Raw genomic sequence first — 22,540 nt, forward strand, 5'->3', positions numbered from 1 at the left:
CACATCTTTTCTTTTTTTCTTTGTATTATAATTCTAACATTAATTGTGTATTTTCTTCTAAATGTTCTAATACTCCTAACTCATTTAATAGTTGATAATTAGTTTTAGTAATATTAGTTCGTAGTTGTAAATCATTTTTTGAAGTAATTGATTGTTCACTCCTTGCTTTAACAATTGAATTAGCCACAATTTCACCCAATCCATCTAAAGTAATAAAAGGTGGTAAAATTTGTTTTTCACCTTTTATTATTTTAACTTGAAAAAGTTTAGCATCAGAATGTTCTAAACTAATATTGCTAAATTTAATATTTCTAGCATTCATTTCTAATGCTACTTCTAATAATGGGATTAAATCTTTTTCTTTAGTAGTAACTGTATTTTTTTGACCATCATTTTTTCTTAATCTGTTATTAATATCTTTTAATTTATTAGTAATAGCACCAATACCTTGTAACATAGTTTTAATATCAAAAATTTCACATCTTGTTGTAAAATAAGTAGCATAATATTCATGTGGATAATAAACTTTAAATCAAGCTACTCTTCATGCCATTAATACATAAGCAGTAGCGTGTGCTTTAGGAAACATATATTTAATTTTTTTGCAAGATTGAATGTATCAATTAGGAACTTTCTTTTCTTGCATTAACTTTTCATATTCTTGTTTAATGCCTTTTCCTTTACGGACATATTCCATAATGTTAAAGGCAATTTTTGCTGGTAAGCCTTGATATACTAAATAAGTCATAATATCATCACGACAACCAATTACATCTTTTAGTTTTAAACCTTGTTGTGAAATTAATTCATCAGCATTATTTAATCAAACATCAGTACCATGTGATAAACCAGATATTTGTACTAATTCAGAAAATGAAGTAGGTAATGTATCACTTAACATTTTACGAACAAAACCAGTACCAAATTCAGGGATACCAATTGCTCCTGTTTTTTCGCCAAGTAAATCATCACTAGTAATATTTAAGGCACTTAAATTAGAAAATAATGATAAAACTTTTTCATCTTGATTAGGAATAGTTTTTGGATCAATACCAGTTAAATTTTCTAACATTTTTAATGCTGTTGGATCAACGTGACCTAGAATATCTAATTTTAATAAATTATCATGAATAGCATTAAAATCAAAGTGGGTAGTTTTTCATGTAGAACTAGTATCATCAGCTGGAAAATTAATTGGTGTAAAATCGTTAATATTATATTCTTTTGGTACAACAATAATACCACCAGGATGTTGACCGGTTGTTCTTTTAATACCAACACATCCTTGACTTAGTAACTCTAGTTTTGCTGCACGCATATCTGATTGACCAATTTTTTCTGCATAAGCTTTAACATAACCATAAGCTGTTTTATTGGCAATTGTTGAAATTGTTCCAGCACGAAAAACATTTTCTTCACCAAACATTTCTTTAGTAAAATCATGAGCTTTATTTTGATATTCACCAGAAAAGTTTAAATCAATATCAGGTGTTTTATCACCATCAAATCCTAAGAATGTTTCAAAAGGAATATCATGACCATCAGTAATTAAATCAATATTGCATTGTGAACACATTTTTTTTGGTAAATCATAACCACATTTATAAGAACCATTACTAATAAATTCACTAGTTTTACATTGTGGACATAAATAGTGTGGTTGTAGTGGGTTAACCTCAGTAATATTAGCAAAAGTAGCTACTAAAGATGAACCAACTGAGCCACGACTACCAACAAGATAACCATCTTGTAAAGATTTTTCTACTAATTTGTGTGCAATTCAATAAACAACAGCAAAACCATGAGTAATAATTGCATCTAATTCACGAGTTAAACGTTTTTCTACATATGTTGGTAATGGATTACCGTAACGATTTCATGCTTGTTCATAACAAAGATTACGTAATTTAGTATCAACATTAACAATACTTGGTGTAAATAATCCATCTTTAATTGGTTTAATCATTTCAAATTGTTTAGCTAATTGCAAAGGATTATTAATAACAATATCATTAATTAAATTAGGGTCATCTAAAAAGTTAAATTCTGTTAACATTTGATTAGTAGTTCTTAAATGTTGATCGGGATATGATGTAACTTTACCTTTACGATCAAATAATGGGTGTAACAAACCGCCAATTGCTTTGCTATTAATAATAACATCACGATACATTTTTTCATGGGGATGTAAATAGTGGGCATCGCTAGTAGCAATTACTAATTTATTTAATTTAAGAGCATTATTAATAATTTTTTTAATAGTATCATGTAATTGTTCTTTAGTAATATTTCCTAACTGTATTAAGTGTTTATAAACAGAAGGTGGTTGGATTTCAATAAAATCAAATCATTTCATTATTTTAATTAGTTCTTCTTCACTTTTATTTAATGCTGTTTCAAAAACAGCACCATTTATACAACTACTACCAATTAATAATTCTTTTCTATTTTCATTAATTGCTTCTGATATGATTTTTGGTGTTTTATAAAAATACTTTGTATGAGATAGTGAAACTAATTGATATAAATCTTTTAAACCTAATTGATTTTTTGCAAAAATAGTAATATGTTCACCACGAAGTTTATAATTAATTTGTTCATTAATTAAGTTATTAATTTCTTGTAAATTAATACAATTAAATTCTGTTTTTAATTGTTGTAACATTTTTAAAAATACTTGTGCTAATACATTAGCATCATAATCAGCACGGTGGGCAATTTCATCATCATATTTAATGCCATAAGTACGACAAATAGTACCTAATCGATAATATTTTAGTTGTGGTAGAATTGCTCTAGATAATTGCAAAGTATCAATGACAGGATTATTTAAAGGCATGAAACCCAATTGTTTCATTGCTGCTTGTAAAAAACCAAAGTCAAAGTTAGCATTATGAGCAACTATTGTTTTATTGCCAATTATTTCAATAATTGTTGGCAATATTTGTTGTAATGTTTGTTTATCTTTTAGCATAACATTGGTAATACTAGTAAGTTCAGTAATATGTTCAGGTACGGGATTATTTGGTTTAATTAAAATTGTATCTTGTTTTAAAATCATATTGTCTTTAACAATTGTATAACCAAATTCAATAATTTCGTGGTAATTGGTTGATAAACCAGTTGTTTCTAAGTCAAGAACAATGTATTCTAAATCTAATAATGATGTATTAATATTATTTTTAGTAATACTAATATTATTGGGGATTAAATCCATTTCAACACCATACATTACTTTTAAGTTTGGATGTTTTTTAGCGGCATTAGCAATATCTGGGTATGCTTGTACATTTAAGTGATCAGTAAAACCAATTGCTTGGTGTCCTCATTTAGCTACTTGATTGATATAATCACTTGCTGAAGTAATACCATCCATAGCACTCATTTTAGTATGAGTATGAAATTCAATTCTTTTAGTTTTAGCATCATCATTATTGTTAGCATTTTTATTATTTAAATCAATAATTAAATCATCAATTCATAGTACTTGTTCTTTACTATAATTATCATAACGACTATTAGCATTAATTTTTATTCAATCATCAACTTTAATATTATCAAATTTCTCATCTGGTTGATCGCTATTAATAAATGCTTTGCAAGTAATTGCATCACTATAATCAGTAATTCAAAATGAATAAAATCATTTTTGAGTTTTGGTTAAAAATTTATTAATTTTAAAAACTTTACCACTAATAATAATATTGGGTTCGTCGCCAATGATATCTTTAATGCTATGAGTTGGGTCTGTTATTTCTAAATTAACTTTTGCTTTTTTGCGATAAGTAGTGGTACTAAAGTTTTTACTTACATTATTGTTAGTAATTTTAGTTTTTAAATTGTTGGTAATTTTGCTAATTTCTGTTTTAGATTCATTTTCATAACTAATAAATGGTTGCTCTGCTTTATTTATTTTAGTTTTTAATTGAATTTTTTTAAAACCATATTGTTGAAAGTAATTAATAAATTGTAAAAATTCATTAGTTATTAATTTTTCTTCAATACTATTATGAATAGTAATGGTAATAATATTATTTTTATAATTAATTGCTGAGTCGGGTAAAGAATAATAAATGCCAGCTAATAGTTGCAATTTATGAGTTTTAATATAATGAAAATATGTTAATACAGTTGATTCATCAGCAGTAAGGGAAACATTAAAATCGACACTAATATTCGAAACAGGTAATTTTTCAAAATGTTGTTCAAAACTTTTTAAAGTAGTAGTAGTTAGAAAATTAGGTAAGTTGATGGTAATTATTACTTGTTGATTATGATGAAAATATTGTACTTTTTTAATAGTAGCATGATTAAATTCATTATTAACATCATTAAAATCCATTTCATGGAAAAGTTTTTGCAAATCTTGGTTCATATATTTTTCCCTCTCTTAATACTAAATAATTAACAATAATAACTATATTTTAATTAAAATATATTAAATCATTATTCTAATGTTTAATCAAATTTCATATTTTAATTATAACTTAATTAAAATTCTTATTCTTATTCTTATATAAAAAAAGTATGAAATTTTAGTTATAAAAAAATAAAAACAAAATAATTTAATTGCAATAAAAAGTAATGCCTAATATTTAGGCATTACTTTTTATCATGAAGGTATTATTGGATTATTTGTTTTGGGTAATGGTTCGGTTTCAAAAATAGCATTTATATTATTCACATTAAAATTTGAATTTAATTGTTGATTTCTTGTTTGTATAAATGGTTTATTAAAAGCTTTTTTTGTTCTTTTGTAAAAACTTGTATTTGTTCTTTGGTAAATGCTGCCTTTTGATTAGAAGTAAATCATTCTAATTGTTTTGGAGTTAATGATTCAATTTGAAATTTAAATTCATAAAAATCATATTCTATTGTTAATTGATTATTAATTGTTTTTAATGCTTTTCTTATTCCTTTTTCTAGTATCGAAAACTTATTATAACTGAAATTTTTTATTTGTTCTGTTGTAAATGGTGGTGGATTAGACCCAACTAATTATTATACAAAACCAGAAGTTGATAAAAAATTAGAAGATACAAAATCACAATTTCCTATTGCATTTCAAATAAATGCTGTAAGTCAAGAAATTCCTAGTTTAGAAACTACTAATAAAACAGTTGTTGGTGCTATTAATGAGTTAAAAGAAAAAATAAAAGACAAAAAATTTTCAAATGATTATTTTAAATATAATATTGAAACAAATGAAATTTTATTAAATGATGAAGAAAATTCATTACTTTGTAAGGATTTATTAGAAAATAATGAATATAAAATATTAAAAACTCAAAATAAAAAATTATTACAAGCAATTAATGAAATATTAGAAAAACAACCACAACCAAGTCCAAGTGGTTCAAATTGAAAAGAAGTAGGAACAAGAGAAAAAAATAAATGAGATAATTGACAAATTACTTATGATTTTATAGTTAATAAACATTATAGAGTTTATTATTTTTGAAGTATATATAATCCAGTTTATACTATTCAAGAATTTATTATAACGGATAACAAAATTGCTGGTGTACCAATACAAACCTTTAATGATAGTGTTAATATAGTAATTTTATCAGTTCAACATGCTAAATTGATTACTATTTATAGTGAAAAAGGTAATTTAAAAGGTAATGTATGAAAATTACAAGAATTACACGACTAATATTATGTTTTTTAAAATTATAAAAATTATTTTAGGTTTAATTGGAGTTATATTATCATCTGCAACAGCATGTTTAATTATATTCATTATTGTAAAAATTATATTAAAAATTAATCAAATATTTTAAAGAAAGGTGGTGAATATTATGCTAAGTTTATTTAAAAGAAAAGAAAAAAATAATATTAATGATAATCAAAGTGAAAAATTAAAATTTTTAACTAATAAAAATAAAAGTACACATGCTTCTATTTTAAATTATTTTGGTTTTAATGATTTTAACCATGAAACTTATTTTACTGATTTTGTAGCAGAAAATAACTTTAATTTTGTAGAAAAGTAATGATACATGATAAAGTGTTATTTTTAGAGAATTTTTAAACTAAATAATGTTACTTTTAACAAATTTTTAATTAAAAATAATATTTTAAGTGTAAATTGATGAATAATTTTTGGTCATCCATACTTTTCTACAAAATTAAAAGAAAATAATGCTAATTTATATAATGCTCCATTAGAAATTAATAATGAAACCATTAAACAATATTTAATTCAACAAGAATTTTATAGAAAAAATTGAAATTCTATTTTTAAATTAAGTAAATTAGGAATTAGTGGTTATTTAATTTATATTGCAAATGATAATTTATATTTTCAAGTAGTTGACATACAACAAAGAGTTTATGATATTACTGGTAAATTAATTCAATGTACTATTTTTTATGATAATTATGAACAAAATGCACAAACTGTAAGATTATTTGAAGTTTATACATTAAATAATAAACAAGTAACTATTAATCGTACAATTTATAGTATTAGTGATAATAAAAAAAATTTCCATTAGATTTCAGAACATATAGTAATAATCCTAATTTAGAACAAGAACAAATACTAAATATTAATTATATTCCAATAGCAATTATGCGAAATAAAGCAAATGAATTAGCAGATTGTAATAAAGTAATGGATAAAATTAAAGCATTAGATGTTATTTATGAACAAATTGTTTTAGAACCTGTTTAGAATCTTTTTAATAAAACTGAAATAAATGAAAGAACAACCATTTGTAAACTAGTATTTAGTTTTCTTTCACAATTTTTTCATAATCTTCTGTATTTTTCTAATCAAGCAAAGCTTCGTTCTACAATTCATCTTTTTGGTAATACTACAAAAGTATGTAATTCATTACGTTTTATCACTTCAACATTTGCATTTATGATTGTTTTGATTTCAGAAGCAAATTTTTCACCAGTATAACCAGCATCTACTATTATTTTTTGAACTGCAGAAAGATTTTCTTTTTCATTTTCAATCATTATTATAGCGCTATTACGATCTGTTTTTTCTGCTGTGGTTATGTAAATTGCATGTGGTAAACCTTGAGAATCAACAACAATATGACGTTTTATGCCTGAAATCTTTTTACCAGCATCATAACCTTTATTTTCAGTAGTATCTGTATTTTTAACACTTTGCGAATCAATTATACAAAAACTAGTTTGTTCTTTGCGATTATTATTGATACGAACTTTTTTTTAATTATGTAGAAAAGTATGGATGACCAAAAATTATTCATCAATTTACACTTAAAATATTATTTTTAATTAAAAATTTGTTAAAAGTAACATTATTTAGTGTAAAAATTATCTAAAAATAACACTTTATCATGTATCATTACTTTTCTACAAAATTAAAGGACTTTTTTAACTAATTTTTTTTAAAATTAATTGCAATACACTAGGTTCTTTACCATTATTTTTACTTCAAATTTAAAAATAATAATATACAGTTTGTCATTTTGGAAAATTTTTTGGTAGCATTCTTCATTGACAACCACTTTTTAATACATATAAAATTGCACAAAATACTTCATATAAATCTAAACTTCTTGGTTTTGTTTTCTTTTTGCTATTTTCTAAAATTGATTTTATGTTCTCAAATTGTTCTTTGGTGACATGACTTGGATAATTTTTATGCATATATACCTCTTATTTTAAAATATATAATCATTTTACATTATTTTCGAAAAGATTCTAAACAGGTTCTTAGATACCATTTTAAATTCACCTAAATTTATATTTAGTCAAACTTATGGTAATGTTCAATCAACATTAGAAGAAGCAGTAAGAACTTTGGTTACTAAAAACTACATATTTAAAAGTGGTGGAGATAATAATGAACAAAACGAAAATATCAATATGACAAATAGTAATTTTAAAGGTAAAAATTTAACTGATATATACGATTGAAATGTTAATGAAATATTTAAACGTTGTGGTATTCATATACCAAGTCAAAAGAAATCAGCACAACAATCAGTTCCCGAAAGTACAGCAGTAAATATTTCAACTATTAATTATATTGAACAAAAATTATGACAATTTAATATTGATATTCTTAAATTTATTCAAATATTAGTAAAAATTGATAAAGATTTATTAAATAGTAAAACATTTAATGTTAATGATGAACAAGAAATTAATAATTTAACTGTTAAATTAAAACTATTTAATCCCGAAAATAACCAATTAATAGGAGAGAACAATGGACAACAACAAACCACAAACCAAGTTTCCACAGAAACAAATTAAACTTAATCAAGCAGAATTAGAAAATGATTATTTAATAGATAATATTCCTTATGACTTTACTAATATGATGAGAGCTACTAGTGACCCTGATATTAATAGAGCATACGATGAATTTAAAAAAAGAACTATATATATTTATGAAATTGAACGTTTATTTAAAAATAATGAAAATAATAGTTTAAAATTTTCAGCAAATACTATTAAAATCGGTTTTATTGATATTGATAAAGTATTAAAGACTACTGCTGTTGAAACATCAGACTTTACTATGCAATTAAATCAAAGAGCAAGTACAAATATTAATGATAATACAATTGAATATAGTATGACTGATATTAAAAATTTAATATTTCAAGAAATAAATTTATTAAATCAATTTAAGTTATATGCAGTTAGTATTAATGAACCATTAACCGAAAATAATATTAATAATTTATATATTATTAATAATTATTCACAACTTTATCAAAATCCAAAAACAAGAAGTACTAAAAGTATTACTATTATTAAAATTAAAGATTTTAAAACAAGAGATGGTTATCCAATTATTATTAAATTACCTGAATTGTAAAATTAAAAAGGACACTTATATAAAAATTAAATTGTGTTAATTCTATAATTAAGAAAAGAAAGGAATTAGCACAATGTATAAGTATCTGACTATTGAATCAATAATAGCAATAAAAGAATATAAAAGTTATGGATTTTCGATTCGTAAAATAGCAAAAGCCATTGATTATAGTAAATCAACTGTACATAGAGTTTGTAGATTATTAAATCAAAACTTATTGCCATTAGAAATATTGAATAAAATTCAAAAAAATAAACAAAATGCAGGTAGAAAATTAATAATTTTAACTTTAATAGAAATTAATACTATTAATCATTTGTTAATTACTAAAAATTATGCTCTTGATATAATTGCTAATTTTTTAAAGGAAAATAAAATAAAAAGTATTTCAACAAAAACTTTATATAACATGTTTAAAACAAATCGAATGGGTTTTGATGAAAATAACTTATTGAGAAAAGGAAAAAATAAACCTCACAAACAAAAAGAAACTAGGGGCAGAATTAATAATTGTAAGTCTATTCATGAAAGAAATTTAATCATTCCTAATATTAAAAATATAGAAGAATTTGGTCATTTAGAGGGTGATACTATCATTGGTAAAGATCATAAAAGTTCTATTATTACTTTAGCTGATATATGATCAAAAACCACAATTCCTTTAGCAACTAAAAATAATAAATCAGAAAATATTACAAAAAGTATAATAAAATTTATTTCAAAGTTACAAAAAGGAACAGTTAAAACTATTACTTTTGATCGTGGTAAAGAATTTAGTAAATGAAAATTAATCGAAAAAAATTGTAATGTTAAGATTTATTTTGCAGATCCTGGTAAACCTTGTCAAAGAGGTTTAAATGAAAATAATAATGGTATTTTAAGAAGATATTTACCAAAATCTACAGATCTATCTTCATATAAACAAAAAGATTTAAATACTATAGCATTTCAAATTAATTCTACACCCAGAAAATCACTATCTTATAAAAGACCAATAGATTTAATACAATTATTTTAAAAAACTGTCCCATTTATATTTACAATTCAGGTTACAAAAACCATTAGATAAAGATACCAAAGTAACTGGTTTAAAAATTAAAGCGCCTAGAAGCATGATTTTCGGCAATATAAAGGTACTTGGTGAAGTTGACAATATGGAATGTATACCCAAAGTTATTTGTCAAAGATAAGATAGCATTTCCGCTATTATCAATGCCTATTGAAACACAACCAAAAGTTAGAATATTACAACAATGATTTAGTGAACAAATATTACCTTGAAATTTAGCAAAACAATTTATAGGACAAGAAAAATCAGTTTTAGATTTAATTGCTATTGGTGGTGGAACTGAAACAAGAAAAGAAATTATTAATAATGCAAAAATAACATATGCTAAAATTGGTAAATATGATGGACCATCCCCAATACCGAAAAAATTAGCTGATTTTGAAATGAAAAAGAATGAACAATATTTATTATATAGTCATCGAGAACCAAACCCACCATATCCAAGTAGAAATATTGTTATTGAATTATCACAAAATTTTGATAATATTGAAATAGAAATTAATGATAAACCACCAATTGATAGTTTACAAAAAGTATTACTAGATATGCTAACTTATACATATACTTATAATAGAAATTTTGATGGTGTATCATTTGACCAAAAAAATATAGATTGAGATATTGCTAAATTAAGAGCAAAATTTGAAGGACAAAAACCAGAAGATGTAATTACTAATTTATTTAAACAATGAAAGTTAGATTATCCCAATTATATTAATTTAGAGCAAGTAAAAATATTTAAACAACTAATTATTATGTTATCAAATAATATTTATTCAAATATGTCAATTAATAAAGGTTTAAATGATGATAATAAAATATTATTACCTTATTATTTTGAATTAAAATCTAATCCAATACATTCTACTCCTGATAAAGTTTGAGAATTTAAAGATGTAAAAGTAATATTAAAATCTCATTATTTTGATTTTACTGATATAAATAATATTAAGTTAAAAAATAATGATATTAGCCAAAATGAATTATTTAAATTAGATGATAATCAATTTAACTGATTATCTATAACAAATGAGCTAGAAAGTAATAATATTCCATCATTAATTCCTGCTGATTGAACATTAGGTAATGGTGAATAGGAAAATACTTTACAAGAGCAATTATTGATAAAAATAAAATAAAAAATATTTTAAATTTATATGGTTCAAATAAATATCAATTATTTTCAAAACTAGAATTTTATAAAGAAATATTCCAAATCGATAACAATAGTGAATTTGAATTACAAATAGAAAATCCGATTAATAACTTAAATCGGATTGAACTTAGTGGTATATTTGGTGCTGGAAATTATAATTTAACTTTATTAACTGATAAACAAGAAATAAACTTAAACAATATTAATTTATTTGATAAATACAATGAAAATATTTCTTATATAAATTTAGAAATTTAAATTATATTTTTAATAATTTATATAGTTAATTGTCTTGCAGAATTGCCATTGTTGGTTGAAGGTTCAATATTATTTTCAGAATTAATATTATTAATAATCACATCATTTAGTTGAGGAGCATTTGGTGATATACTATCTGAAAAATCATCATTTCTATTTGTATTGTTAAGTATTCTATATGTTAATTCTGATTGATTAGTAATGCAAGAATATAATGTGTCCAAACCATATCCAATCGTATATCCCAATGAATATCCTAAAATATATCCTATTTTATATCCTATTAGTATTGATGACAATGTTTTTGCACATGATATAGATGTTTCATCAATATTATTTAAATCTCATATGTTTTTAGAATTTAATGGCTGTATCATCCCTCCTAATATACCACCGGATACACTACCCATTTTTCCTAATTCTTTTGAAAATATTTTTTTAAATTTAATCATATTTATTTCTCCCTTCAAAATAAAAAACCTATTAACTTTTAAATCAAAGAATAGGTTTTAAAAACTTATATTAAATTTATATTTATCATTATACATTATTTTTAAATTTTATTTATCAAAATATCCATCAGGATAAATGCCATTTCATTTTATATCATCTTGTTTTGAAGGTTTAATTCCAAAATATAGTTTTATTTTATGATAATTACTAACTTTTTCTGCTCAAATTATTGCCCCCCAGTGTGCTTCATAATCATAATCTAAATAATAAGATAATTCATTTGTTTTATGATGTGCTAGTGAACCAACTATTAAACCAGTTGTAGCAAGAAATAATGCTAAAATTGATGTTATTTTACTTAAATTTGTTTTTATTCATGTTTTCATATTAAATTACTCCTTTTTCTTTAATTTTACTTTTAAATTGTACTTATTTTTTGATATTTTTACAAGTATGCTTTTAAATACAAAATAACGCCTAAATTAAAGGTGTTTATTTTGTGATACCTATACTATTAATTATATTGAAATTGTTTATTATATTGCAAATATGAAAGCACTTTTTTTCACAATACCATTTTTAATAATAAAAGAGTAGCATTAATTAATGCAACAGTAGAAAATAGAGAGCAATTAGATGCTGGTACTGCTGTTTATAATATTACTAAAAGAAATATTACACAAAATTATACTAAAGGTGCTGGTGCAAATAATGGTACTGCAATTAGAACAAAAAAATTCTTTTAGATATAGAAAAAGAAATTAATTATGAAATTGAAACATTAGATTTGAGAAGATTAGGTGCAAAATTTGAAGATGGGGGTATTACTATTGCAGATAGTTATACTAGTGGTTGAATTGATGCAAAAGCAAAATTAGTGGAAATATATTTAGTTGCTAAATTAATGCAATTAGCAGTTAAAACAGCAAAAGAAAATGAAATTATTAATATTACATTACCAGATTCGCCTAAAATAGATGATTACAGAATGTTATTATGATTAAAAATTGTAAATACATTAGCAACATTAAAAGCAAGAATTAATGATGAATATATTGGTACAGATGAAGAAGATTATACATTATGAGTATCTAGTTTTTTTAAACCATTAGTATTATTATCAACAACTACATTAGGTAGTGATAGTGCTTCACAAGCATTAAAAGATGGTAATATTGTAGAAATTGGTGGAATTAAAATTGTTGAATGTCCATGATTAGGTAGAAAATATCCTGTTGGAGTTATTGATAAAGAAGAAGAATTTGATTTTGTAGGTTGTGATGCTGTATTAGTACATAAAGAAGCATTAGCATTTCCATTTGACCGTGGTCTTGATAATACATTTATTTTACAAACTAATGCTAATATTAAAAATTTTCATAAATTTTTAGTAAGTAATGGTGAAGCATTAAGAGGAGATTTAGTTAAAGGACTTGCATTAAATAAAAATGTAGATATTACTACAGCAATTGAATTTACTAAATTAGGTGCTATTACTATGTCTGGTGCAACTCCTACTGCAGATGAAGTAGAAAAAGCAGTTATTAAGAAAAATCCGAATTATGTTAAAGGTAATGCTAATTTTTCAGATTTAACAGCAACAAGTGCAAATGTTGAAGGTAAAAATTTATATATTGGTTCTTTAAAAGTAACTTTTACAAAGAAGTAATTTAAATGCCTATTATCTTACTTTTAAGAATAATATTAGAAACTGCTGTTAGTGATATACAAACTGCTGAATTAATAGAAAAATTTAAAAAAAATAATACTTTATTTAATAGTTTTTTAAAAATCCAGCTGGAATATTAAAAAATCAATTAATGTCAAAAGTATTAGGACAAGGTAAATCTCAAAAAGAATTATCAGAATTTCAACAAGTTTTACAAAAATTAACAAATTTACCAGTAATTCATAAAAAAATAATGACACATATTACTAATAATAATATTGCTAAATTACAACATATTCAAAAACAATATTTAAATGGTAAATCATTAATGGATAAAGGTAAAGAAATAATAATGAATTCTTTAACACAAGAAGATTATGACAGTATGATTGGAGTTTATGTAAATCTTTCTAGTAGTGCATTAGCAGGTGGTATATGAACTCCAATTATTCAACAACAATCTGGTACTTATGGTATTGCTTCTTTAACATTTAGAACATCAAATAAATCATATGATTATTTTATGGTTACAAGGGAAACTTGAATTGATATGTGTAAAGCAACTGGTGCTTATAAACAAGGAGCATTTAGTGTATTTATGAGACAGTATTATCATGGCGGATTAGATAAAGAAAATAAAGAATATTTCTTTAATTTTGTAGAAAAGTAATGATACATGATAAAGTGTTATTTTTAGAGAATTTTTACACTAAATAATGTTACTTTTAACAAATTTTTAATTAAAAATAATATTTTAAGTGTAAATTGATGAATAATTTTTGGTCATCCATACTTTTCTACATAATTAAAAGAATATTTAGCACGTAGAAATGTTAAAAATATTAATAAAAAAGTTACTCAACAAGGAAAATATAAATCTGTTATTGATGTAGTTAATAAATCAGAAGTAACACAAGGATATGGAAGGTATAAAGATTATGGAAAACAAAAATAATATTGATTGAAATGTAAATTTAAATTATATTACAAAAGATGATTTAAAAACTATATATGGTTTTATACCAGATGCTGACCAAACTACTACTGATAATACTAAAACTGATTTTACTATTATGGCAATTGCTATATCAAGTGAAAGAATTAATACTATTACTGGTAATCAAATTGAAGTAATAGGATTTAAAAATCTTAATGAAACTCAACAACAATTAGTTAAAAGAGCAACAGCACGAATGACTATATATTATTTAACTGATGGAATGGCATTTATAAGAAGTAGTGTATCTATTAGTGGTAATGGTTTATCAAGTAGTATTAGTCCACCAAGTGAACCAGATTATGTATTAATGGAAGTATATAATTTATTACAACAAGCAAATTTACATACACCAAGAAAAGCAATAAATAATTCTATTTCATGTAATACAGATAATTTTAATACAGCTAGTATATTTGATGAAAGTGATACTAGAGTAATTACTTGAGATTCTGGTAATAAAACATTTCTTTAATTTTTTATAAAAGTAATGATACATGATAAAGTGTTATTTTTAGAGAATTTTTACACTAAATAATGTTACTTTTAACAAATTTTTAATTAAAAATAATATTTTAAGTGTAAATTGATGAATAATTTTTGGTCATCCATACTTTTCTACATAATTAAAAAACATTTTTACAAAAAATTAGTTTAATTGAAGGTACTGGTATAAAAATAGATGATGTTAGTGATACTATACCTAAATTAAAAATTCATGTTGATAGTAATATTGATTCATTATGAGAAGTTGATAAAGATAATCCTAATTTTATTCATTCAAAAGATGATAAAGGTATTAGTGCAAATGATAAACGTATTATTGATGTTGGTACACCTACTTTTGAAACTGATGGTACAAATAAAGAATATGTTGATAATTTAATAGAACAAAAACAAGATAAATTAATTGCTGGTGAAAATATTAAGATTGATGAAAAAACTAATACTATTAGTGCTAATGGTGAATCATTATGAGAAATAGACCCTAATAGTCCAAATATAATACAACCTAAAGAAAAAAGATTAATTACTGCTAATAATAAAAGAATTGTTGATATAGGTGAACCAGAACAAGATAAAGATGCAACTACAAAAAAATATGTTGATGATAAAGTAAATACTAAACAAGATAAAGAAATATGAAAAGTAATAAGTAAAAGTAAAAATAATCGTGAATGAGATACGTTTGAAATTAATTTTAATACTGTATATAGAGTAATTTTAACATTAGATGAATTACCAATAAATCAAGCAAATATAAAGCATAAAGTAGAGTTTAAAACTGGTAGTTATTTAGGTGGAGATTATGTACTTGCAAAATTTAAAATTAAAGATGAAGATATAATATTAACTTTAACTGTTAGAGGAAGTTCTTTTGATTGTAGTTTATATTTAAAAGGTGGAGATATTAATCATGGTGCTATTTTTTCATTAGAAGAATTACAAAATACAATTAAAGTTGATGTTACGCCAAAATTAAAAATTAATTCAAAAAGTTTAGAAACAAATGAAATAGAAGAAAATTATTGAGATATTGAATTACCAAATAATCCAACACCAAGGACTCATGAATGAAAAGAAGTTGCTACTAAACAAGGTAATAAAACTATTAATTATAATTTTATTAAAAATAAAAGATATCGTATTTATTATAATGGCAATGTTTAGTAATTTGTGTAACTTACAAAAATAACTATGTTTAATTAATTCTAGTAAATATAATTAAATGACTAGAAAGAGTGAGTTACAGATGGCTAAAAAACAAAATATTAATAATAATGATCCAATATCAAAAGCAGTAGATTTATTATTAGAAAATACTGAAGATTTAACAACAGTTTTTAAAGAAGGGGGTTTATATAAAGAATTAACAAAACGTTTAGTTGAAAAAATGTTGAATTCTGAAATGCAAAATTATTTAGGATATGAAAAAAATCAACATAGTAATACTGAAAATGCTCGTAATGGTACAAGTTCAAAAAAATTAATAACTCAACAAGGTAAAATTGAGATTGATGTACCAAGAGATCGCAATAGTGATTTTACTCCTGTAATAGTTGCAAAAAGACAGCGAAGATTTGATGGTTTTGATCAACAAGTGCTTTCACTATATGCAAAAGGTATGACTCTATCTGACATTAGAATGCAGTTACAAGAGTTATATCATGGTGCTGATATTAGTGAAAGTGTTATTAGTCAAATTACTGATGATGTTATTGATGATGTCAAAGCATGACAAAATCGACCATTAGAAAGCGTTTATCCGATTGTTTATTTTGATTGTATAGTAGTTAAAGTTCGACAAGATAAACGGATTATTAACAAATCAGTTTATATAGCATTAGGAGTTGATTTAGAAGGTAAAAAAGATGTTTTAGGCTTATGAATTAGTGAAAATGAAGGTGCTAAATTTTGATTAGCTAATTTCACAGAAATGAAAAATCGAGGCTTAAATGATATTTTGATTGCTTGTAGTGATAATTTAACAGGCATGTCAGAAGCAATACAAGCAGTTTATCCTAAAACAGAACATCAATTATGCATTGTTCATCAAATTCGAAATAGTTTAAAATATGTTTCATACAAACATCGAAAAACTCTAGTTACAGATTTAAAACCAATTTATAGTGCATGTAGTGAAGAACAAGCAATGCAAGCTTTAGAATCATTTGAAAGTAAATGAAATAAACAATATCCCCAAATTGCTAAATCTTGATATAAAAATTGAGAAAATTTGATGATTTTTATTAGTTATCCTGCAGAAATCAAAAGAGTAATTTATAGTAATTTATACAACAAATGCTATTGAATCTGTTAATAGTCAATTACGAAAAGTTATTAGAAACAAAAAAGCTTTTTCTAATGATATGTCAGTTTTTAAAATATTTTATTTACAATTGAAAATATAACAAAAAAATGAACATTGCCTATTCAAAATTGAAATACAGCAATTGCTCATTTTATGATAAAATTTGAAGACAGAATTAATCTGAACTAGTACTTTGTAAAACAAAGATACACAGATTTCTAAAAAGCCTCGAAAAATTTGAAAAAATTTGAAAAAAAATATTCATATTATTTTACTACTTTCTTTAATATTTATTAAGAACTTACTTAATAAGTTAGATTATACCAAAATATAATTTTTCTTAAATAAAAAATGAAATAAATAATAAAAAAATAAAAGAATTAAATCTAATTAATATAAATTTTAATTTTAAATAAAATACCCTTTCTTTAAACAAATCATAAATGTTTATTCAAAACAATTTATTTGTCTAAAGAAAGGGGTAAATAACTAATTTAAATATATTTTCAAAAATAAATTTAATTTTATAAATCAATTTTAATATCTTGACGATCGCTATCTGATGCAAGAAAGTAATCTTTTGAAACTAAATTTAATGTTGATGCTACAACATTACTTGGAAAGGTTTTAATTTTACTATTGAACATCTTAACATTAGCATTATAAAATCTTCTAGCAGCAGCAATATTATCTTCACAATCTTTGGCACCTGATTGTAATTGTAAAACAGTAGTATTTGCTTTTAAATCAGGATAATTTTCTAATAAAGCATTAAATTTTCCAAAAGCTGCATTAAGTCCACTATCTGCTTTTGAAAGATCACTCATTGTTTCCATTTTTCCACTTCGTAAAGATACAACATCTGTTAATGTACTTTTTTCAAATTTCATATAACCTTTAGTAGCATCTACTAATTTTGTTAATAAATCAAAACGACGCTTTAATTGTACATCAATATCAGAAGCAGTTTCTTCAATTGATTGTTGTAATCTTAGAAAATTATTACGAGAAACAATAAATAAAATTATTGGAAATATTAAAACAAAAGATAAATAAACCATAATTTTTCCAAATAGTGACGGTTGGGCAGTAAATGATTCATTGCTTGGTTTAATTGTTGACATAATTTTCTCCTTTCTTATCAATATCTAATAACAAACTATGTTTAATAACTAGTCCATTCTTGGTAAGTTAAATATTATTTACACACTAAACCATAATAATTTTACTATATTTTTAAATTTAAGTAATGTATTTTTTTAAGTTTTTATTTAAACTTATAATATTTTTTATTTAAATTTATACTAAAATAATTACCTTTGCCAATAATAATATTATCAACTAAGGTAATATTAAAAACCTGAAAATTTTTTTTAATTTCTTCGGTGATATATAAATCAGATAGTGAGGGCTCACTATTACCACTAGGATGATTATGAATACAAATTACTTTACTTGATTTATGAATAAGTGCCAGATGCAACATATCTTTAACATCAATTTTCATAGTATCATTAGTACCCTTATATAATAAATTTTGATGAATTAATTTATTTTGATTATTTAATAATAATAAATAAAAATGTTCTTGCGTTAAATTTTGATAATATGCATTAACTAAATTAAAAACATCTTCGGGAATAATAATTTTAAAATATTTTTTTTGACTTTCAATAGTTCTTATTCTTTTTACTATTTCTAAACAACTTAAAATTTCTAAGAACCTGTTTAGAATCTTTTCGAAAATAATGTAAAATGATTATATATTTTAAAATAAGAGGTATATATGCATAAAAATTATCCAAGTCATGTCACCAAAGAACAATTTGAGAACATAAAATCAATTTTAGAAAATAGCAAAAAGAAAACAAAACCAAGAAGTTTAGATTTATATGAAGTATTTTGTGCAATTTTATATGTATTAAAAAGTGGTTGTCAATGAAGAATGCTACCAAAAAATTTTCCAAAATGACAAACTGTATATTATTATTTTCAAATTTGAAGTAAAAATAATGGTAAAGAACCTAGTGTATTGCAATTAATTTTAAAAAAAATTAGTTAAAAAAGTTCGTATCAATAATAATCGCAAAGAACAAACTAGTTTTTGTATAATTGATTCGCAAAGTGTTAAAAATACAGATACTACTGAAAATAAAGGTTATGATGCTGGTAAAAAGATTTCAGGCATAAAACGTCATATTGTTGTTGATTCTCAAGGTTTACCACATGCAATTTACATAACCACAGCAGAAAAAACAGATCGTAATAGCGCTATAATAATGATTGAAAATGAAAAAGAAAATCTTTCTGCAGTTCAAAAAATAATAGTAGATGCTGGTTATACTGGTGAAAAATTTGCTTCTGAAATCAAAACAATCATAAATGCAAATGTTGAAGTGATAAAACGTAATGAATTACATACTTTTGTAGTATTACCAAAAAGATGAATTGTAGAACGAAGCTTTGCTTGATTAGAAAAATACAGAAGATTATGAAAAAATTGCGAAAGAAAACTAAATACTAGTTTACAAATGGTTGTTCTTTCATTTATTTCAGTTTTATTAAAAAGATTCTAAACAGGTTCTAAAGCCTTACTAACACCAATACCTTTAATACTCATTAAAGATTTAATAGTTATTTTATTTAAATTTTCAAGACCATTAAAATTAGTAATTATTTCTTGCGCTAAAAATAATACATTTTTTCTTTAGTTCCTGTTCGCAAAATAATTGCTAATAATTCATTATCACTAAGAGCGTCAAAGCCATATTTAATGGCTTTTTCTCTTGGTTTTTTTGTATTATTAAGTTCTTTAAAATTCATAAAAAGGCGGTATTAAATGTGTTAATTTTTCTTGAAATTTATTAAATTCATCTTTAATTTTTGCTAAATCTTTACTATCATCTTTAGAACTATCTCATTTACTTTCAATACCACCTGGTAACTTAATACTTCCTGAAACACTATTTCATAAATTTTTAATAACAGGAATTGCTATCCCTGATAACATGGCACCCATTAAAAATTGAGCAAAACCACCACTAACTGCCTGACACTCTTGATCAGTCATTGGTTCTAAATCTTCTAAAATCATATTTATCAACCCCCTAAAACTTATTTTTATTTAAAAAATAGTTTTTTCCTTTTTAAATTTTATAAGTTTAAAAAAAAGTAATAGGATTTTCTAAATTATATTTAAAAACTTTAACTTTTGTTGATAATTTTTCAATAAGTAATTGAAAAAGAAAATCAACAAATTTTTGTTCCATATAATGACCAACCAAAATAACATTAATTTTTCTATCTTTAGCTTCCATAATATAGTTTCATTTCATTTCTCCAGTAATTAATAAATCAATATTGCTAGATAAATTACTAATAATATCACCACCAGCACCAGCAGATAAAGCAACAGTCACTATATTGTTATCACTCAATTTATTATTAACCAATTGTATATTTGCAACATTAAAATATTTTTTTAAGTTATTAATCAATTCTTTTAATGGCATTTGTCTATCAAATTTACCAACTATTGCCAACTTTTCTTCATTAATAAAATGAATATTTTTAATTTTTAATTCTTTGGCCATCAACATATTCATACCTACTAATGATATATCAAAATTAGTATGTAATGAATATACATTAATATCTGCTATTAGTATTTTACTATATAATTCTTTTTTTCAATTTGAAATATTAGATTGATTAATATCTTTGGCAAAAACTAATGGATGATGAGAAATTATTAAATCAATATTATTATTAATGGCCTCAGTTAAAACTTCATTAGTAACATCTAAACAAACTAAAATTTTATTAATATTGATCTTTGTTTTTGATTTAATTTGTATTCCTGAAAAATCTCATTCACAAACATCTTTTAAAGGAAAATATGTTTCTAAAACATTAATTATATTATTGATAGTTAACATTTTAACTATTATCCTTTATAAAATTCTTTAATATGTTTAGATTTAGACGGATGTTTTAATTTTCTAATTGCCTTTGCTTCTATTTGTCTAATTCTTTCTCTTGTAACAATAAATTCTTTACCAACTTCTTCTAGAGTTTTTGGAGAATCGTACTTAGTAATATGACGATGAACAACCTTATCACTTAACAATTCTGTTTTATCTAAACTAGTATCATAGTGTAACTGTAAATTATTAACTACTGTTTTTAATTCAGTAATTTCTTTTTCATCTTCACAAAGTTCTAATAATCTTCTTAATTTTGTTGGTAAAATTCCAAAACGCATTCTAATAACTTTTTCTTCTCGTTTTGTTAATACTTCAGCAAAAACACGATCCAATTGTTCTCTTAATCAATGTCTTTCAGCATATTCATTGGGAGATAGCATATTTTTATCTTTAATAAAATCACCAAAATGTGTATCATCTTCTTCACCAATTGGTTTTTCTAAAGATACTGGTTCAATAGCAAGTTTTTTAATTTCACGAACACGATCGGCTGTCATGTTTTGTCCCATTTTATTGGCAATTTCCTCATGAGTAGGATCACGACCTAATTCTTGTGTTAAGTTTCTTTCAATTCTTGTTAACTTATTAATTCTTTCAACCATATGAACAGGTACACGAACCATTTTACCTTGATCAGCTAAACTTCGTGTAATTGATTGTCTAATTCATCAAGTAGCATAAGTTGAAAATTTAAAACCACGGCGATAATCAAATTTATCAACTGCTTTAATAAGACCAATATTACCTTCTTCAATTAAATCAGCAAAATCTAAACCACGATTTAAATGTTTTCTAGCAACAGAAACTACTAATTTTAAATTTGATTTAATTAATTGCTCACGACCATATGTTCTTTCCTCAACATCTTTTGATTCTAACATTTTAGCATATTTAATTTCCTCACCTTGACTCAATATTTGACTTGTTCCCAAAATATTAAAATAAGACTTAATTCCATCTTTTCTTCTTGTATCATTAGAGATCCCCATTGTATTTTTAAAACTCAAATCACTAACTAAAATATCAATATCTAAATCATCAGGTAATTGTTCATCATCAATATCGGCAAAATTAGCATCATCTTCAACTTCATCCATCAAAATATCAGTAAAGACTACTCCTTCTTTTTCTAACCGATCAAAAATTTCCTCAATCGTATCATCATCTAATTTTAAATGTGCAAACTCTTTAATGACATCTTCTTGTTTTAATTCTTTTGTTTGACTCTTTTCTAATTTTTTAATTAAATTACTTTCTACTTCCTCTAAAGTTAAAAGTTTTTTCAATTTCGTTTTTTGTTGTATAGTAGCCATATTTTC

20 protein-coding genes and 5 pseudogenes are annotated in these 22,540 nt (G+C 23.6%); 12 read left to right on the forward strand and 13 right to left on the reverse strand.

What is annotated here, in order from left to right; translation table 4 throughout:
• Positions 1-25: 25 nt before the first annotated feature.
• Positions 26-4,375 (reverse strand): PolC-type DNA polymerase III, encoded by a 4,350-nt coding sequence (locus AAHH39_RS06605; RefSeq protein WP_342217453.1) that lies wholly within the window; start codon positions 4,373-4,375, stop codon positions 26-28.
• 1,429 nt (positions 4,376-5,804) lie between these two features.
• On the opposite strand from AAHH39_RS06605, the gene AAHH39_RS06610 reads away from it, so the two are divergent.
• On the forward strand, positions 5,805-5,999 hold the full coding sequence (locus AAHH39_RS06610) for a hypothetical protein (protein WP_342217454.1): 195 nt from the start codon (positions 5,805-5,807) through the stop codon (positions 5,997-5,999).
• A 23-nt stretch (positions 6,000-6,022) separates the two neighbouring features.
• Here AAHH39_RS06610 and AAHH39_RS06615 read toward each other — a convergent pair whose 3' ends face one another.
• Both AAHH39_RS06615 and AAHH39_RS06620 read right to left on the reverse strand, forming a co-directional pair.
• Positions 6,023-6,193, reverse strand: coding sequence for a hypothetical protein (locus AAHH39_RS06615; RefSeq protein ID WP_342217455.1), 171 nt, complete (start codon positions 6,191-6,193; stop codon positions 6,023-6,025).
• A 485-nt stretch (positions 6,194-6,678) separates the two neighbouring features.
• Positions 6,679-7,191: pseudogene (locus AAHH39_RS06620) on the reverse strand (IS5 family transposase); the annotation flags it as partial.
• Between AAHH39_RS06620 and AAHH39_RS13365 the strand changes: the two are divergent.
• Positions 7,185-7,310, forward strand: a pseudogene (locus tag AAHH39_RS13365) (IS30 family transposase); the annotation flags it as partial. The pseudogenes AAHH39_RS06620 and AAHH39_RS13365 sit on opposite strands and share 7 nt — an antisense overlap.
• A 121-nt stretch (positions 7,311-7,431) precedes the next feature.
• Here the strand turns inward: AAHH39_RS13365 and AAHH39_RS06625 are convergent.
• A pseudogene (locus AAHH39_RS06625) lies at positions 7,432-7,638 on the reverse strand (transposase); the annotation flags it as partial.
• Between the two features lie 153 nt (positions 7,639-7,791).
• Here AAHH39_RS06625 and AAHH39_RS06630 point away from each other — a divergent pair.
• The 4 genes from AAHH39_RS06630 to AAHH39_RS06645 all read left to right on the forward strand — a co-directional run bounded on the left by AAHH39_RS06630 (position 7,792) and on the right by AAHH39_RS06645 (position 10,987).
• Positions 7,792-8,250 carry a hypothetical protein gene (locus AAHH39_RS06630; protein ID WP_342217456.1) on the forward strand — a complete coding sequence of 153 codons (459 nt, stop codon included), beginning with the start codon at positions 7,792-7,794 and terminating at the stop codon, positions 8,248-8,250.
• Positions 8,204-8,821, forward strand: coding sequence for a hypothetical protein (locus AAHH39_RS06635; protein ID WP_342217457.1), 618 nt, complete (start codon positions 8,204-8,206; stop codon positions 8,819-8,821). Before AAHH39_RS06630 ends, AAHH39_RS06635 begins: the two co-directional genes overlap by 47 nt.
• Before the next feature lie 73 nt (positions 8,822-8,894).
• Entirely contained in the window at positions 8,895-9,839 is a 945-nt protein-coding gene (locus tag AAHH39_RS06640) for an IS30 family transposase (RefSeq protein ID WP_342217458.1), read from the forward strand.
• Between the two features lie 122 nt (positions 9,840-9,961).
• Positions 9,962-10,987 carry a hypothetical protein gene (locus AAHH39_RS06645; protein ID WP_342217459.1) on the forward strand — a complete coding sequence of 342 codons (1,026 nt, stop codon included), beginning with the start codon at positions 9,962-9,964 and terminating at the stop codon, positions 10,985-10,987.
• 334 nt (positions 10,988-11,321) lie between these two features.
• Here AAHH39_RS06645 and AAHH39_RS06650 read toward each other — a convergent pair whose 3' ends face one another.
• Both AAHH39_RS06650 and AAHH39_RS06655 read right to left on the reverse strand, forming a co-directional pair.
• Complete coding sequence (locus AAHH39_RS06650; RefSeq protein ID WP_342217460.1) at positions 11,322-11,756, reverse strand: hypothetical protein; 435 nt, start codon at positions 11,754-11,756, stop codon at positions 11,322-11,324.
• Positions 11,757-11,864: 108 nt separating this feature from the next.
• Complete coding sequence (locus tag AAHH39_RS06655) at positions 11,865-12,143, reverse strand: hypothetical protein (protein ID WP_342217461.1); 279 nt, start codon at positions 12,141-12,143, stop codon at positions 11,865-11,867.
• Positions 12,144-12,544: 401 nt separating this feature from the next.
• Between AAHH39_RS06655 and AAHH39_RS06660 the strand changes: the two genes are divergently transcribed.
• From AAHH39_RS06660 to AAHH39_RS06675, 4 genes are all read left to right on the forward strand, one after another.
• Complete coding sequence (locus AAHH39_RS06660; RefSeq protein ID WP_342217462.1) at positions 12,545-13,426, forward strand: hypothetical protein; 882 nt, start codon at positions 12,545-12,547, stop codon at positions 13,424-13,426.
• Positions 13,427-13,431: 5 nt separating this feature from the next.
• Positions 13,432-13,566 (forward strand): hypothetical protein, encoded by a 135-nt coding sequence (locus AAHH39_RS06665; RefSeq protein WP_342217463.1) that lies wholly within the window; start codon positions 13,432-13,434, stop codon positions 13,564-13,566.
• 11 nt (positions 13,567-13,577) lie between these two features.
• Positions 13,578-14,096, forward strand: coding sequence for a hypothetical protein (locus AAHH39_RS06670; RefSeq protein WP_342217464.1), 519 nt, complete (start codon positions 13,578-13,580; stop codon positions 14,094-14,096).
• 268 nt (positions 14,097-14,364) lie between these two features.
• Positions 14,365-14,898, forward strand: coding sequence for a hypothetical protein (locus tag AAHH39_RS06675; RefSeq protein ID WP_342217465.1), 534 nt, complete (start codon positions 14,365-14,367; stop codon positions 14,896-14,898).
• Between the two features lie 39 nt (positions 14,899-14,937).
• Here the strand turns inward: AAHH39_RS06675 and AAHH39_RS06680 are convergent, their stop codons facing one another.
• Complete coding sequence (locus AAHH39_RS06680) at positions 14,938-15,060, reverse strand: hypothetical protein (RefSeq protein ID WP_342217466.1); 123 nt, start codon at positions 15,058-15,060, stop codon at positions 14,938-14,940.
• A 1,116-nt stretch (positions 15,061-16,176) separates the two neighbouring features.
• Between AAHH39_RS06680 and AAHH39_RS06685 the strand changes: the two are divergent.
• Positions 16,177-17,424: pseudogene (locus AAHH39_RS06685) on the forward strand (IS256 family transposase).
• Positions 17,425-17,759: 335 nt separating this feature from the next.
• Here AAHH39_RS06685 and AAHH39_RS06690 read toward each other — a convergent pair.
• Positions 17,760-18,359, reverse strand: coding sequence for a LemA family protein (locus AAHH39_RS06690; RefSeq protein ID WP_342217467.1), 600 nt, complete (start codon positions 18,357-18,359; stop codon positions 17,760-17,762).
• 143 nt (positions 18,360-18,502) lie between these two features.
• Positions 18,503-18,985 carry a JAB domain-containing protein gene (locus tag AAHH39_RS06695; RefSeq protein WP_342219332.1) on the reverse strand — a complete coding sequence of 161 codons (483 nt, stop codon included), beginning with the start codon at positions 18,983-18,985 and terminating at the stop codon, positions 18,503-18,505.
• Between the two features lie 36 nt (positions 18,986-19,021).
• Between AAHH39_RS06695 and AAHH39_RS06700 the strand changes: the two genes are divergently transcribed.
• Positions 19,022-19,811 (forward strand): IS5 family transposase gene (locus AAHH39_RS06700; RefSeq protein ID WP_425288900.1). Its coding sequence is split into 2 segments (ribosomal slippage): positions 19,022-19,282 and positions 19,284-19,811, totalling 789 coding nucleotides; the frame shifts between segments, so codons are not numbered across the junction.
• Here the strand turns inward: AAHH39_RS06700 and AAHH39_RS13370 are convergent.
• The 4 genes and pseudogenes from AAHH39_RS13370 to AAHH39_RS06720 all read right to left on the reverse strand — a co-directional run bounded on the left by AAHH39_RS13370 (position 19,808) and on the right by AAHH39_RS06720 (position 22,534).
• Positions 19,808-20,058: pseudogene (locus AAHH39_RS13370) on the reverse strand (UPF0758 domain-containing protein). The gene AAHH39_RS06700 and the pseudogene AAHH39_RS13370 sit on opposite strands and share 4 nt — an antisense overlap.
• Positions 20,048-20,329 (reverse strand): hypothetical protein, encoded by a 282-nt coding sequence (locus AAHH39_RS06710; RefSeq protein WP_342217470.1) that lies wholly within the window; start codon positions 20,327-20,329, stop codon positions 20,048-20,050. Before AAHH39_RS06710 ends, AAHH39_RS13370 begins: the two are co-directional and overlap by 11 nt.
• A 67-nt stretch (positions 20,330-20,396) precedes the next feature.
• Positions 20,397-21,173 carry a Nif3-like dinuclear metal center hexameric protein gene (locus AAHH39_RS06715; RefSeq protein WP_342217471.1) on the reverse strand — a complete coding sequence of 259 codons (777 nt, stop codon included), beginning with the start codon at positions 21,171-21,173 and terminating at the stop codon, positions 20,397-20,399.
• 8 nt (positions 21,174-21,181) lie between these two features.
• Positions 21,182-22,534, reverse strand: a complete 1,353-nt coding sequence (locus AAHH39_RS06720) for a sigma-70 family RNA polymerase sigma factor (RefSeq protein WP_342217472.1) — start codon at positions 22,532-22,534, stop codon at positions 21,182-21,184.
• Between the last annotated feature and the right edge of the window lie 6 nt (positions 22,535-22,540).

Origin of the sequence: Spiroplasma endosymbiont of Amphimallon solstitiale (genome assembly GCF_964030965.1) — a bacterium.
Taxonomy (GTDB): domain Bacteria; phylum Bacillota_I; class Bacilli_A; order Mycoplasmatales; family VBWQ01; genus Spiroplasma_E.